This window comes from Vibrio quintilis, assembly GCF_024529975.1.
Taxonomy (GTDB): domain Bacteria; phylum Pseudomonadota; class Gammaproteobacteria; order Enterobacterales; family Vibrionaceae; genus Vibrio; species Vibrio quintilis.
Map to the genome: position 1 here is coordinate 1,212,261 of NZ_AP024898.1, position 14,259 is coordinate 1,226,519.

Genomic DNA, 14,259 nt, shown 5'->3' on the forward strand with positions numbered 1-14,259 from the left:
GGGATGTCTCCTGTGCCGCAGTTGCTGTTTCTCCGGCTCTCCGGCCATACGGCTCAGGCTACCCGTCACAAATCCTCAATCACACCGTGTTTTTTCCCGTCTCTGGCGTTAAGGTCATATACCCAAGCAACCTGAAGATTCATGATTCAGCTCACGCCCTTCGGGTGAGTTTGTCTGGCTTTGAGACAAATCTCACTGAACCCTGCATCTTCAGGTTGCTTGGGTATAAATAAATTCAGCAGATTATGCGGATGACAACAGCATTCTAAACGTGTTTTTTCCGGATCAGTTAATCTGACGGGTTGAGCGGACGCTTTAACAACTCAATACCAACTTTAAAGTGCCGGTAAACAGGAAACTACTCCTCATTACCCTGCTTCATGATACTGATTATCTTATGAAAAACTGTCATTACAACGATCAACAGCCTCTGTCATTCCCTCAAACATGGCATTCTGTACCGGGGGTAAAGCTGTATCCTTTACAACATCACGACGCAACCCGCCTGCTGGCATTATTTTCTGATGGTGTCTGCGATAATCTCGCCATTGAACGCATTCATACATTAAAACAGGCGCAGGACTTTGTTCACGGCGATGGCTATGCGCATAAAGTCCGCCTGGGTATCTGGCATCGTAAACATGGACTTGTCGGCAGTGTCGCCTGGGGAGAGGATACCGGAGACAGCGCATTTATCAGCTACTGGATTGCCCCCGCCTTTCAACGTCAGGGATATGGACGAAAAGCTGTCGCACAACTCATCCGGCAGCTGAAACAGCAGGGTTTTCATCAGATCATGGCCGATGTTTACTTCGATAATCAGCCATCAAAAATCTTATTGACCAGCCTCGGCTTCCGGATTGAGGGCGTACTGGAAGAATATGAAGAAAAACCAGTGCTGCGGCTGACGCTGGAAGATGACAACCCGGCCGTCAGAATTTCAGAGGCGAATTGTCAATCACTTCTTTCATAACAAAGAAAGAGCGGATCTGACGCACACCAGGCAAAGCTATCAGGTGGCTGGCATGCAGACGATTGAAATCTTCCATGTCGTTGACTCTGACCCGGAGAAAATAGTCAAACTCTCCGGCAACCAGCTGGCAATCAATGATCACCGGAATTTGTACCACAGCTGCTTCAAATTCAGAAAAACTCTCCGGCGTTGAGCGATCAAGCACGACGCCAACCATCACCAGTGTTCCTTTTGCAACCGCCTGCGGGTTAACAACAGCCCGGACAGACTGAATCACACCGGCATCAAACAAGCGTTCAACCCGGCGATGGCAGGTGGGTGCACTGATATTCACTTTTTCAGCCAGCTCAGCGTTTGACATGCGTCCTTCCTGCTGGAGTAAACGCAGGAGTTTCAGATCGGTCCGGTCCAGAGATATCGTCATGAAAGATTATTCCATTTTATGTCAGATTAATTTAATTATTAACAATATCAGACATCAATTTCAAAATATAAATAAAAATATAACAACAATAATGAAAGCACATTTCAGCGCAGATCCAGTAGTCTTTTCAGCATATTCAGATTTCGGGATATTCAGACATCACATGGAGAGACAAATGAAACTGGAACAATTTGAGCGTTACCCCCTGACCTTCGGACCAACACCCATTGAAAAACTCCCCCGCCTGAGTGAGTTTCTTGGCGGTGATGTAGAGATTTATGCCAAGCGGGAAGACTGCAACTGCGGTCTCGCATTTGGTGGTAACAAGATCAGAAAACTGGAATATATTGTACCGGATGCCATCGCTTCAGGTGCGGATACACTGGTTACTATTGGTGGTGTACAGTCCAACCATACCCGTTTAGTCGCAGCCACTGCGGCAAAAATCGGTATGCAATGCCGGCTGGTTCAGGAAAGCTGGGTACCGTTTCAGGATGCGGTTTATGACCGGGTCGGAAATATTCTGATGAGCCGGGTGATGGGTGCCACTGTCGAACTGGTTGATGAAGGATTTGATATTGGCATCCGGGAAAGCTGGGAGAATGCGATTGAAGACGTGAAAGCCAAAGGCGGGCACCCCTACCCGATTCCTGCCGGTGCGTCGGAACATAAATATGGCGGATTGGGTTATGTCGCGTTTGCTGAAGAAGTCCGCCAGCAAGAAGCGGAAATGGGAATAAAGTTTGACTACATCGTCGTGTGTACAGTAACGGGCTCAACCATGGCCGGTATGGTTGTCGGATTTGCTGAAGATGGGCGCAGCCGCAGGGTGATCGGTATTGACGCATCCGGTACGCCGGAGAAAAACCATGCTCAGGTATTACGCATTGCCCGGCATACTGCTGATCTGGTTGAGCTGGAACAACCGATTCAGGAAGACGACATCACGATTATTGATGACTACGCTTATCCGGCTTACGGAGTGCCTTCTGAAGAGACAAATGATGCCATCCGGATTGCAGCAAAAACCGAAGGCATGATGACAGACCCGGTTTATGAGGGAAAATCAATGCAGGGGCTGATTGATCTGACCCGCAAGGGCTATTTCCCGCAAGGGTCAAAAGTCTTGTATGTTCACCTGGGTGGCGTCCCGGCGATAAATGCCTACAGCTATATCTATCGTAACGGTTAATCTGCCGTAACGGCTCATTTATCGTAACGGCAAATCTGCCGCAATGGTTAAGCCGCAGCATCAGAAACGCCCGGACCTGCCGGGCGTCTTTCCTGAATGATCAATCCTCAGAGTTCTCAGGAAACGACCATATCAGCAGAGTCCGTTTGCCTCACTTCCAGAATCACCCGCCGGCATGACTGCGCTTCAATCAGCTGATTGAACTGCTCCCGGTTTGTGACATCAAGAAACGCATCCCATTCATCTAATGCAAGTGGACGATCAGTCTCTGTCAGCAACCATTCCAGACATCGCCTGCTGTATTGTCCGTCAGACAATCCGCTATCGGCGGGCCACGGCCAGTCAACCCGCCTTGCCGGATTGAAATACAGAATATCCTGCTCCCTTTCAAGCTGGCGCAGAAAGGTGGTTTTGCCGCTACCGTTTTTTCCGCGAATCCGGTAACGCCCCTGACGAATCCCGGATAACGCAAACTGCGCCGCAGATTGGTGATTCACTTCAATCTGTGACAGACGCATTGACGAAGATGGCGCTTCCACCCGATCAAATTCACGCAGTGTATTCAGTAACCCCTGAACTGAAGGCAGCGATAAAACAATTTCAATCACATCATTAATCGAACCAATCAGATGATAGATTCGCGTCAGGTTGATCACGACAGCCAGCAATACCGCATCGCTGGTTTCCGGTGTCAGGATCAGCCAGGCTATCAATCCCGATGTCGGTAACAGGCTGAACAAAGAAGACAACAGGAACACACCCGACTGAAAACCGGCATGGGTATTTCTGGCCCGGCAAAAACGACGTATATGTTTCAGCACCCGGTTCTGCCAGCATTGCCGGTTAATCACATTACCGCTGATCGCATTTGGATGAATCTCTTTCAGATGATGGGTCAAAGACGACGTTTGCCTTGATTCATTTTCTGACAACCGCGTCATTGGTTGGTTTGTCTGCCGGCTGACGATAAAAACCAGCACAATCGTGATCAGAATTGCCAGTAAAAACCGGCCATCAATATAGATCCCGATCATGGCCAGACTGAATGAAAAATTCAGCAGAGAACTCAGACCATACTGAAAAAACTGAGTAAACCTGCCATACACATCCCGCACCTGCGCTGTATAAAAACCAAGCTTATATGCCGATGGGGCGGTTTGATATACACCGGCTTTTTCTGACCAGAAATCTGCCAGAGCTGATGATTCCCAGCGGATTTTACAGTAGTCAGCAAAATATCCCGGCAAATAGGGCAAAACCATCAGCAAGATATAAATGAGCACATAAATATTCACATCCTGACTGCCAAGCCCCTGCTCAATCAGGGCCGATGAAAGTCTGACGGAGATGTAAACGGATAATCCAATCAAGAATTGATGAGAGAAAATACACACGCACATCATGCAGAACCAGCGGCTTATGCACATTGTTGCCATTTGATGCAACATAAATAATCACCTGTAAATCTACCTTAAAAATCTCTGATCACCGGCAATGTTTTGGTGCTGAAAAATCAGGCAAAAAGCCCGTATCAGCAGCAAACAGTTCCGTCATCAGAATGAATCAATCGAAGGTATTTCAGGTTACATGTCACACAGCCTTTTGAAGGGGAGTCCGGAAATATTATCAGAGATGCGTTGAATAACACAATGAAAGTTTCAGATCATGCGTTTGACTCACAGCCAGAGGACGGTGCCTCTGGCTGTGAGTCAAACTGACGTACAATAAAAATATCATCGTCAGTACAAGGTTATTTGCGTATAAAATTCAGTCCAATCGCGCCGAGATTATCCGGGTGTTCGCTGTCTGTCCCCATCGTAAATGCGCCATAGTAACGTTCTCCGGCTTCAGAGCCCGGCAGCTGATAATTGACTTCAGCACTGAATCGCTGACCGGCCGGAACAAATTCCGGCACATTAACACTCAGATGCTCCGGTGAAGCTGAAAGCATCGCCACATCAAGCTGATAGCTGAATGTCGGCGGGTTGCCATCCCGGTAACCACGTACCGCAATCCAGATCGTTTCCGAATCAGGCACCGGCACATTCAGGTACTGATCGGAACGAAGGTAGTTATTCGCCGCATAGCTGTAGTGTTCAAAATCAACTTCCGTTCCCTCTCCGACATAGATTTCCAGATTTTTGGCATCGGTCTGAGTGATATCGGCCACCAGCCTTTTCGCACCTTCCGGCACCTGAACAATATAATCGTAGTAGTACCAGCCGTAGTTATTATCCGCAAAGGAAATAGTATCCGAGAACTGAGTCGGTTTTTGCGGGCCGTAAATGGTCACCTGAGCATCAGTCACTGTGCGCGCTTTCAACCCGCTGATGGTCGTGCTGCCTTCTTCTTTCTTCGCAACAATATCCACACCGGTCAGCTGATTAAAGTTACTGCTGGCACTGAATGCTGCCATCGGGAAATGAGCATCCGGCACACCGTAAGTTAACGATTTCAGCGTAATCTGATCAAAGCGCCACGCATCTGCCGGCGAATTCATCATATCCACGGTAAATGTGATGGTCTGACTTTCTCCGGGAGCGAGGCTGAAATAAGCCGGTGAGACACTGATAAACGGCGTGTACTGATACAGCCAGTGCGTGGTGATGTCCTGACCGTTGGTGACAGTTCTCTGCCATGAACAGCTCAGAATACAGGATTGCTGACCAAGAGAAGCCAGATTCAGCGCCGCCGGGTCACCACCTTCATACGGATCAGCCTTCAGGAAGTTATCCCGGGTTTCATCCAGCAATAAACCGGCCCGTGCGGCCCTTTCCAGATCAAGTCTTCCGGCGCCCATATCAAATGGTGTTGCCTGTCTTAACCCGTCAGCTTTTCTGACCCACGGTGTTGACGTGGTCATCATCGCAGACTGAATCTGCATCGGCGTCCAGTCCGGATGAATCGAGTGAAGCAGCGCAGCGCCGCCGGCAATATGAGGTGAAGCCATTGAGGTGCCATATTCAATCGCATAACCTTCTTTAAACGCGGCAAAGATACCTTTGCCCGGCCCGGTGATATCCGGTTTAACCACACTGGTTGCCACTTTATTCGGCCCGCGGGATGTATCATAAGCCAGAATGTCCGCCAGTCCGGGATCCACTTCAGGCCGGGTGCCCGATAGCGTTGCTGTGTGACCTGAACCTGAATCCAGCCAGGCAAGCAGGCGCTGACCATCGCGGTATGTAATCACGACTTTGCGTTTTTCCTGCTCAATCGCCAGCAGGAATCCCGGCCCCATTGGCACCTGATTCGAGTTTTCCTTCCGGGCAACGATCACCACCGCACCGGCACCGTTGTCAAAGGTTGCGGCTTCACGATCTTCAGTACTGACCTCTGTGCTGTATCGGCAGACAACAATCGCCCCGTCAAACTTCGTGGTAAATTTGTCTTTTTCGCAATAGGTATTGCCCAGCTGACCCGCATCGATAATTTCGGCCGGACCGTAGCTGTCTGTGATCCACTCACCTGCAATGTGCTCCGGTGGTGGTGTGTCTCCACCCTGCATATCAATCAGAGCATTTTTATAGATCACCTGCTGTGAACCATCCGCAACCGCCGTTACCCACGGAGAATTGGCCGGCGTCCAGATTGTTCCTGCTCCCGGACCTGAGTTTCCGGCACAAACGGCCACAAAAATACCGGCGTCCATCGCCGATAAAAACGCTTTACCGTCAGTGGCAACCCAAGGGTCACTGCCGTGGACGACACCCACTGAAAAGTTAATCACATCAACACCGTCCTGAATCGCCTGATCAATCATCGCCAGCATGGCAGATTCAGGGCACCGCGCATTTTCATTACAAGCCCGGTAAGCAATCACGTTCGCGTGTGGTGCCACACCGGCAATATCGCGGGTAATTGTCGACCCCATTTTTGTCGTCAGGGAAGCCCCGTAAACCACATTACCTGCCGCTGTACTGGCAGTGTGTGAACCGTGGCCATTGGTATCGACCGGACTCCCGTTGTCGATACCGGAGTAACCCCAGGCGCCAATCAGTTTATCATTACAGGGAAACGTTGCGTCATAGACCGATGATTTAGGGTCACACACACCGTAGTAGCTGCTGCGGGGATTTTTGACTGTGTATCCGTCACCGCCGGTGACCGCAAATGAAGGACTGTGCGGGTTAATACCACTGTCAATCACGCCGACAACCATGCCTTCGCCCATCGTGCTTTTACCAGTACCTTGACCAATAGCTCCGTCACCAAAAGTACCTTGTGCCCGGGAGACACCCTGCCATAAGTCATTGGCTTTAATCCATGTAAATCCGCCCTGAAGTTCGGAGATATCTGTCGCATCCGCAGTTAACACAGATCGCGAAGCACTCATCATCTGAGCGCTGTGATGGAATCGCTTTGACCCGCTCCGGGACGCACCTGAAGCATCTGTGATCGTCTGGCTGCCTTTCAGCTTTGAGACCCGATCTCTGGTGATCGATTCTATCCCGGATAATGCACTGATTTTTGCCGCCTCAGACGCAGTCAGCTCAATGACGATCGCATTAATCGCCACCTGCATTTGCCCGGTGACGTTTACACCCCGTCCCAGAGTTGCTTCGATCTGACTGATTAACTCTGCCTGCGTCGTTTTCAGGTAACCCTGATAAGCAATCGCAGCCGAACTGCGCATATTCAGCTTTCCGGTACTCAGCGATTTGGTACTGGCATAGCCTTCAATACTGCCCCGGTAACTTGCCACTGACGGTGCCTGGCCAACCAGGATATATCTGGCGACCGCTGACGGGTTCGCCTGAGCTTTTAAACCTGCAGATAGCGATTTCGCGTTCCCTTCCGTGGTGGAAGAGACAGGCGCATGCCCCTGCCCTTTGGTAATTACCTTTAATTCCGCGGCATGAACAGATGACATCGCTGCTGCGCAAGCCATCAGCCAGGGAACTATTTTTATTAACACATGTTGTGAATTCACTCGCATCAATCTCCTGATTATTTTCATTGTGGAAATCCTTTCCGGATGAAAGGTATGACCGATACCTCTCGCAAATTTGGTGCGAAATTAAATTTAAGATAATGGAATTTATTTATTATAATGCTCATTATTTTTAACATAGATAAAATACAAAATAAAACCCACACCACAAATGACAGAATTGCCATCAGTGTTCATTATGCTATTTCAGGGAAGGAATCCGGAATAAAGTTATCAGGATTAGATTAATGCCAGGTATAATATAAAGAAATTCAAGCCAATTCATTAATAAATAAATTAATATCATCAAAAATAAAATGTGGCGAACATTCAAATCGGCCAGAGATAAAGCGTTGACTGAATATGTGTCACTCTGAGAACCACAGGCTCGTTTATTCAGAATATGAAGCGATAACTCAATGATCTGGACAACCCGTTCCGAAATTAAAATTAAATATACCCCAACATTCTGAAGATATTAGTGGTTCAGGTACACCAGACAAACAGAAAAGCCACCTGACTATACAGGTGGCCTGAATAAAAACAGAGTCGGTCAGTATTGATTCATGGAGAACTGACTGCCTTATTTTTTTGTTAGCTGACTTTATCGTATTCAACCAGATTATGCGGTTGCCATGGTGAATTGATCGATTGTGGCTGAAGCTGTATCCGCCACATTTCACGGTATCCGTTAAATGCAGTTCTGCCATGAACCGTTGTATGATTGTTCAGTAAGACCAGATCACCGCTCTCAAACTGATGCTTAATACTGACGTTTGGATTCATACAAACTTCGATCAGACGATCTTCCAACGCTTTCATATCTGTGTAATGCTCTGAACTGGCAATTTCAGAATAGTTTGGTTGTAAAGCGCCGGCATGATATCGGTCATCCCACACTTCCCACCAGCGAATCGTATTTTGTCCGGTCCACGGGCAGGTCATCAGAAGCGGATATACTTTACTGTCACCACCGAAGTAGCTTTCTTTGGTTGAATAACGGATTTTAGTCTGCCGCAATTGCTCGCGCTCCCGGCCATGAATCGTCAGTGCGGCCAGTGCAGTGTCAGACGTGACGTTAATCCCGTCTGTTTCAGCATTGACCGGCTCGTTACGGTGACAATAAAGGACAAACTCATCCGGAGTAAAGTCTTCATATTGATACAGATCCTGGCTCACGTTCATATAAGGTGGAGGGCACAACAGATCCCAGTGCATTGGCAGCGCTTCCTGCGAATCTGCTGAAGAGCTTGGTTTGCCCTGATGCCCGTCAACCGGAGAGATAATATGTGTATTACCGAATTTCCACGGCACCAGTGCACCACGTTCTGCATACCATGATTCCAGCGCCTGAGGTGCCTCAAACCGGTCAAAGCCACGCAGCACCACAGTGCCGAATTCTTTGATCAGGTATTTCAGTTCTTTGTGTTCAAACAATGAAACCGGACAATCTTCCTGCTTGTTGACCAGCATCAGACCAAATTTTTCCCGGTAAAGCACAGCACTCACCTGACGCAACTTCTGCTCTGCTTCCGGAGTTTTTGCGGTCAACCGGATGTAACACCAGGTCCGGTTATCATACTCAACCGGAATAATCACACCATCCCGGTCAAGGTGGTTATGTTTCATATCTACAACGTATTTGCCCTGCGCGGCATCGAAAAGTACCGCAGTATGCCATGGTGTTTTAAAAGCCTGCTCATCAAACAAATATAGTGAATACTTTTTACCCACCATTGGGTGTTGGTGAATACTCAGACGAATACAATCGGAGAACTTGTCATTGAGGAAGTTATCCAGCGCTTTCCCCTGCACCATCATTCCTTTTGCAATTTCGGATAATCTCAGGCGGCGTTGTTTATAAGAAAGCTGTGCCAGCACATGCTTTTGATCATGGCTCATAAACTTCTTCAGACCAAGATAAGTGGTGTTCATTTTATTATCTTTTAACTTCAGTTTATCAAAGTTCTCTTCATATCCAGGCTTACCATATTTATCTTTCAGTCCTTTGAAATATTGAAAGTCTTCCAGATCATCAAATTCCGGATAGTGTTCAAAATTCACAATTTTCAGATATTCACTACAATTCATCCTTTCAACCATTAAACGTAGCTTATCTGAAAAATCATAGTGGTGTTTAAGGTCAACAGAAATATAATCTGAGAATGTATGATAATCTGAGAATATATGAAAAATAATGCCTGGTTCATAAATGGCCTGAATATCACGGATCGTCTGAACAAACTTCCTTAAAACCAGATACTCACCCATATCAGGCAAATGACAAATCACTTTGTCCAGGTTATTTGTTTTACAAGGAAATGCAGGCAACAAGAGGCGAACCGGTTTGTCGTTTGCTACAAAATCACGAACCTGATTTTTTAATTTAACCAGCCCATGAATATTTGCTTCATATTGGGCAATTAACTGATTCAGCAAGATAAATGATATTTCTTCTACCAGATTTTCTTTATTGTTTATTTCTAACATAACTTTCCCTTTAATATATTGAAGTACCTGACTATTATTTAATTATGATATGTATTTTTCTGAAACAAGAGAGGATATAATTCATATATTGATGTAAAAAATAAACAAAGCACTTCCCCGGAAAATATATTTTTCCCGCAGATAAAATCATTCACCCATCATGCTGTTTACTGAGAATTATCACTTCATTCTGAACATTCAGAGACAAGGATCCGGAGTTATCGTCTGATTTTGTTACAACTTGTCTGTCCCTTCATCAGATGAAATGGCAAACATCAATTTACGTCCTCTCTGAGAATCAATATTATTACCACATATTCATATCAAATCTACACATATAACCGGAACCAACTGTTATCGATAGAGGAACAATAATGTTAGAAAATTTAAAACGGATAGCCATTTTTAACAAAGTTGTCGAATGTGGTTCGTTTACCAGAGCGGGACTGGAATTAGGAATGGCAAAGTCAAAAGTCAGCGAACAGGTGACGGCCCTTGAGTCACATTTGAAAGTACGTCTGTTGAACCGCTCCACACGCAGAATCAGTCTGACAACGGAAGGCACAACTTTTTATGAATCGAGTCACGGCCTGATGAATCTGGCCGAAGATGCTGTAAGCTCTCTCGCTCCGATGGTCAACGAAATATCCGGACTTATCCGGATCAGTACATCGGTTGATGTCGGTATGTATTTACTGATTCCGCAGCTTAAACGGTTCAATCAGCAATATCCGAACGTTATCTTTGATGTACAGCTGGAAGATGATTTAAAAGACCCGATTAAGCACAATCTGGATTTGGTGATCAGGATTGGTGAACTCAAATCCAGTTCACTGGTCGGGCGGGTATTGGCGCCGTTTAAGATGGGCATTTATGCCAGTAAAACGTATCTGGAAAATCACGATCAGATTAAGACATTAGATGATTTGAAGCATCATGACTGGATCACAGTCACCAGAATGAACTTACCAAACAATATGGTTTCCCTGATTGAGCAATCAGGCTTTAGCCGTTGTGTCCGGGTCAAACCCAGACATCAGACCAATTCCCCGATGGCCGCAATGTCAATGATCCGGCAAAACATGGGGATCGGTCCGGTGGCTAATTTTCTGGTCAAACAAACGGATGACAATTCTTTGGTACAGCTTTTCCCTCAGTTTTCTCATCAGGGGCCGAGTATGAATATATTGTACCCTTCAAGGAAAAATATACCGCCAAGAACACACTTACTGATTCAGTTTTTAATTCAGGAAATGAACAGCTTTCCGGAGTAAACCAGAAGGACAATCATCTGAAGGTCGGTCGTTGACGGCCTTTTTTCTGACAAGTCAATCCGCAGGAAAACCAGATGAGTACCAGACTCACCTGATCACAACACACACTATACCGGCTCACCCGCTTCATCCTGCTCAACAATCTCAGACTCTTGCTTGCCTTCATTCAGCCACGCCTGTAATGCTTCGCAAGCCATCACATGATCGATATATTTTTGTGCCGCAGCACTGACTGGTATCTGGTAAGTCATCAACCGGAGTACAACCGGAATATACATTGCGTCTGCGATTGAAAACGCCCCAAACAACCAGCCTCCCCGATCTGCGAATTCATTCATCTGCTGTGCAAATATCTGATCAATGCGTTCAAGGTCTTTTTGGGCATTTTCTGACAGCTGAACCCGGCGTGCTGCCCGGACATTCATTGGCATTTCATTTCGCAGGGCCATAAATCCGGAATGCATCTCTGCAGCCAGTGACCTTGCCAGAGCTTTCTCTGCTTTGTGTGCCGGCCATGCTTTTCCTGATAAATAAATATCATTGATGTATTCGCAAATCGCAAGAGAATCCCAGACCGTCACCTCTCCGTCCACCAGGCAAGGCACCTTCTGCGTCGGAGTAACTGATTTGAGTGTTGCATAAAATTGAGGTGTATCTAACTGCAATTTAACTTCTTCAAAGGAGATGCCTGATTTTTCCATCAAAATCCATGCTCTTAGTGACCATGTTGAGTAGTTTTTATTTCCGATATACAGTTTCATCTGACTTATCCTTCTGCTCAGTTACGGTTGATTTCCATATAAGATTACAGAAATGATTTTTCTGCGACTATCGTATATTATTCATACTATCTATAAGAATCGTTGATAGGTGAATGATGGATATTGAAGCACTCCGGAGTTTTATTGCGTTTGTTGAAACAGGGAGTTTTACCCGGACAGCGAAACAGGTGCATCGCACTCAGTCAGCCATCAGCATGCAGATGAAAAGACTGGAAGAACAGGTCGGAAAACCTTTATTTATTAAAAACGGCAGGCATTTGATGCTTTCTTATGACGGTCAACGCCTCGCTCCTTATGCAAAGAGTCTGATCGAGATGCATGATAAGACGCTGGCTCAGCTTAAATCTGAAACGCCAACGACTCAGATACGCCTGGGCTGTCCGGATGATTATGCTGAATCAGTGCTTCCGGGCCTGACCCGTTTACTTCATCAACAGTGGCCTCAACTGGATTTACAAATTACCGCAGCACCAAGCCATCGCATCCGGATTATGCTGGACAGCAATCATCTTGACGCTGGTATTGTGACCCGTTCACCCACCTCAGAAGAAGGCTATCCGCTCCAGCGCGAGCAGGGCGTTTGGGTACAGGCAGTACAGCATGATCATCTGCTGTCAGCAGAACCGTTGCCTGTGGTTCTTTTTCAGCCGGAGTGTAAGTTTTATCAGGCAGCAATCGACGGATTAATCAAACAGAACAGAAACTTTAAAGTCATGGCCTGTACCAGCAGTGCTTCCACATTGCGTGGATTAATTGCTCATGGCCTGGGGATCGGCGCCATGGCGCGTTCGAGTATGAGCGCCGGACTGGCTGAAATTTCCGGCAATATACTACCTGGCCTGCCGATGATAGATATTGTATTGATCCTGTCCGGCAGGAAAGAAAACCCGTTAAGTGAAGCCTTTGGCCAGCAGCTGTCTCAATGGTATCAGGAAGAAAGACAACAGGCGTCAGTTGCTTCTGTTGTCTGAGCCAGCGTGAACTTAAACTAAACACACCCGCAGACTTACTGCCTTTCACACTCAATATTCTGAGATAAACGGCGATTATTCAGCACCAGATGCTGCTGAGTCAGCGCCTTAATTTGAAATGAACCACTGGCTTGTTTCGGAATATACTGTTTCAGATTCAGGAACGCTTCCCATTCAGGGTTACTGATGTTTTTAAATGTCAGGTGACGGGATTTGAGCTCCAGCGTTTTCTGGCTGAGGTGCCACTGCCCGTCTCCGGAAACCGCATATTTCACTTCAACTGGCTGGCCGTTTAATGCGGCGGTGAGAACCCCTTTGGTATGATAATCACCCTGAGATGTGTACTGATCCTGACTTTTTAATGTCAAACGAAACAGAGGTTTCTGCAGAGAAGCCGAGCATTGCCACGAACCGACAAGCGATGAAGGTGCAGCCTGCGCGGAAAAACAAAAGAAGAACGACCATATACCGAATAAGAAAATTACTGATTTCATGAGATTTCCTGCTAAAACAATTTCAAACAAACACACCGAATGACTTTAATTCCTGCTCACACTGAGCAGCATTAAAAAACTGTATCCCTTTGAAACCTAGTTCCCGGGCGCCTTCAATATTCTCAGCACGATCATCAATGAAAACTGACTCTGAGGCTTTGACCTGAAACTGCTCAGTTAAATGCTGATAAATCTCAGCACCCGGTTTTAAACATCCCACTTCAGCGGATACTATCGCACCATCAAATAAAGACCAGAAATCATACCGTTGTTTGAGGTAAGCGACAATTTCATGCACGTTATCCGTCAGCGCAAACGTCCGGTATCCTGCTTCCCTGACTTTTTTCAACAAGGCAACCGAACCAAATAGTTCGAGCTGCGTTTGTTTGACATAATAAAAGAATTGATCAACGGTCCCGGCTGAAAAAAAGCTGAATGTTTCCTGATAAGCTGCTTTCGCTTCAGATTCCGTCAGTTCCCCTCTGTTCAGAGCCGCCCACAGCGGATGCGTAAAAATCGATCGCGCCTGTTGGTGATTATCACCGGATTCACCAAATGTCAGACGTACAATTTCAACCGGTGCCCAGCGAACCAGCACGTTACCAATATCAAACACCACATTTCTGATGGCACTATCCACCATAGTGAGCCTCCTTCAGGTCATCAGCATTTCTGATCGCATCTATTATACCCGCCTGAGCAAATACGCCAATTGCATTAATAATT

General features: G+C 46.6%; 11 protein-coding genes. 4 read left to right on the plus strand and 7 right to left on the minus strand.

The genetic code is table 11. The annotated features are described in order from the left end of the window. Positions 1 to 397: 397 nt before the first annotated feature. The gene (locus tag OC443_RS23945; protein ID WP_073584153.1) at positions 398 to 973 is read left to right on the plus strand and encodes a GNAT family N-acetyltransferase; all 576 of its coding nucleotides are present in this window, start codon (positions 398 to 400) and stop codon (positions 971 to 973) included. Here OC443_RS23945 and OC443_RS23950 read toward each other — a convergent pair. Continuing rightward, positions 933 to 1,397 (minus strand): Lrp/AsnC family transcriptional regulator, encoded by a 465-nt coding sequence (locus OC443_RS23950; RefSeq protein ID WP_073584155.1) that lies wholly within the window; start codon positions 1,395 to 1,397, stop codon positions 933 to 935. The two genes, OC443_RS23945 and OC443_RS23950, sit on opposite strands and share 41 nt — an antisense overlap. A 175-nt stretch (positions 1,398 to 1,572) precedes the next feature. On the opposite strand from OC443_RS23950, the gene OC443_RS23955 reads away from it, so the two are divergent. Then, on the plus strand, positions 1,573 to 2,589 hold the full coding sequence (locus OC443_RS23955) for a 1-aminocyclopropane-1-carboxylate deaminase (protein ID WP_073584279.1): 1,017 nt from the start codon (positions 1,573 to 1,575) through the stop codon (positions 2,587 to 2,589). Between the two features lie 116 nt (positions 2,590 to 2,705). Here the strand turns inward: OC443_RS23955 and OC443_RS23960 are convergent, their stop codons facing one another. The 3 genes from OC443_RS23960 to OC443_RS23970 all read right to left on the minus strand — a co-directional run bounded on the left by OC443_RS23960 (position 2,706) and on the right by OC443_RS23970 (position 10,012). Further along, a complete protein-coding gene (locus OC443_RS23960; RefSeq protein WP_073584157.1) occupies positions 2,706 to 4,037 on the minus strand; it encodes a hypothetical protein in 1,332 nt (443 codons plus the stop codon). Between the two features lie 302 nt (positions 4,038 to 4,339). After that, positions 4,340 to 7,522: a S8 family serine peptidase gene (locus tag OC443_RS23965; protein WP_159440344.1), complete on the minus strand. Its 3,183-nt coding sequence runs from the start codon at positions 7,520 to 7,522 to the stop codon at positions 4,340 to 4,342. 594 nt (positions 7,523 to 8,116) lie between these two features. Beyond that, on the minus strand, positions 8,117 to 10,012 hold the full coding sequence (locus tag OC443_RS23970) for an L-tyrosine/L-tryptophan isonitrile synthase family protein (protein ID WP_073584161.1): 1,896 nt from the start codon (positions 10,010 to 10,012) through the stop codon (positions 8,117 to 8,119). Positions 10,013 to 10,386: 374 nt separating this feature from the next. On the opposite strand from OC443_RS23970, the gene OC443_RS23975 reads away from it, so the two are divergent. Beyond that, positions 10,387 to 11,286 carry a LysR family transcriptional regulator gene (locus tag OC443_RS23975; protein ID WP_073584163.1) on the plus strand — a complete coding sequence of 300 codons (900 nt, stop codon included), beginning with the start codon at positions 10,387 to 10,389 and terminating at the stop codon, positions 11,284 to 11,286. A gap of 107 nt (positions 11,287 to 11,393) precedes the next feature. On the opposite strand, the gene OC443_RS23980 is transcribed toward OC443_RS23975, so the two are convergent. Beyond that, positions 11,394 to 12,047: a glutathione S-transferase family protein gene (locus OC443_RS23980; RefSeq protein WP_073584165.1), complete on the minus strand. Its 654-nt coding sequence runs from the start codon at positions 12,045 to 12,047 to the stop codon at positions 11,394 to 11,396. A gap of 113 nt (positions 12,048 to 12,160) precedes the next feature. Here OC443_RS23980 and OC443_RS23985 point away from each other — a divergent pair, with 113 nt between their 5' ends. Continuing rightward, complete coding sequence (locus OC443_RS23985) at positions 12,161 to 13,039, plus strand: LysR family transcriptional regulator (protein ID WP_234976414.1); 879 nt, start codon at positions 12,161 to 12,163, stop codon at positions 13,037 to 13,039. A 35-nt stretch (positions 13,040 to 13,074) separates the two neighbouring features. Here the strand turns inward: OC443_RS23985 and OC443_RS23990 are convergent, their stop codons facing one another. Both OC443_RS23990 and OC443_RS23995 read right to left on the minus strand, forming a co-directional pair. After that, entirely contained in the window at positions 13,075 to 13,533 is a 459-nt protein-coding gene (locus OC443_RS23990) for a hypothetical protein (protein WP_073584167.1), read from the minus strand. 22 nt (positions 13,534 to 13,555) lie between these two features. Continuing rightward, entirely contained in the window at positions 13,556 to 14,176 is a 621-nt protein-coding gene (locus OC443_RS23995; protein WP_073584169.1) for an HAD family hydrolase, read from the minus strand. Positions 14,177 to 14,259: the final 83 nt, after the last annotated feature.

Bases quoted from the DNA above. Each gene is read 5' to 3' on its own strand.
- OC443_RS23960 (WP_073584157.1), bottom strand. From the start codon at position 4,037: ATGTTGCATCAAATGGCAACAATGTGCATAAGCCGCTGGTTCTGCATG.
- OC443_RS23955 (WP_073584279.1), top strand. From the start codon at position 1,573: ATGAAACTGGAACAATTTGAGCGTTACCCCCTGACCTTCGGACCAACA.
- OC443_RS23980 (WP_073584165.1), bottom strand. From the start codon at position 12,047: ATGAAACTGTATATCGGAAATAAAAACTACTCAACATGGTCACTAAGA.
- OC443_RS23970 (WP_073584161.1), bottom strand. From the start codon at position 10,012: ATGTTAGAAATAAACAATAAAGAAAATCTGGTAGAAGAAATATCATTT.
- OC443_RS23945 (WP_073584153.1), top strand. From the start codon at position 398: ATGAAAAACTGTCATTACAACGATCAACAGCCTCTGTCATTCCCTCAA.
- OC443_RS23975 (WP_073584163.1), top strand. From the start codon at position 10,387: ATGTTAGAAAATTTAAAACGGATAGCCATTTTTAACAAAGTTGTCGAA.
- OC443_RS23990 (WP_073584167.1), bottom strand. From the start codon at position 13,533: ATGAAATCAGTAATTTTCTTATTCGGTATATGGTCGTTCTTCTTTTGT.
- OC443_RS23995 (WP_073584169.1), bottom strand. From the start codon at position 14,176: ATGGTGGATAGTGCCATCAGAAATGTGGTGTTTGATATTGGTAACGTG.
- OC443_RS23985 (WP_234976414.1), top strand. From the start codon at position 12,161: ATGATGGATATTGAAGCACTCCGGAGTTTTATTGCGTTTGTTGAAACA.
- OC443_RS23950 (WP_073584155.1), bottom strand. From the start codon at position 1,397: ATGACGATATCTCTGGACCGGACCGATCTGAAACTCCTGCGTTTACTC.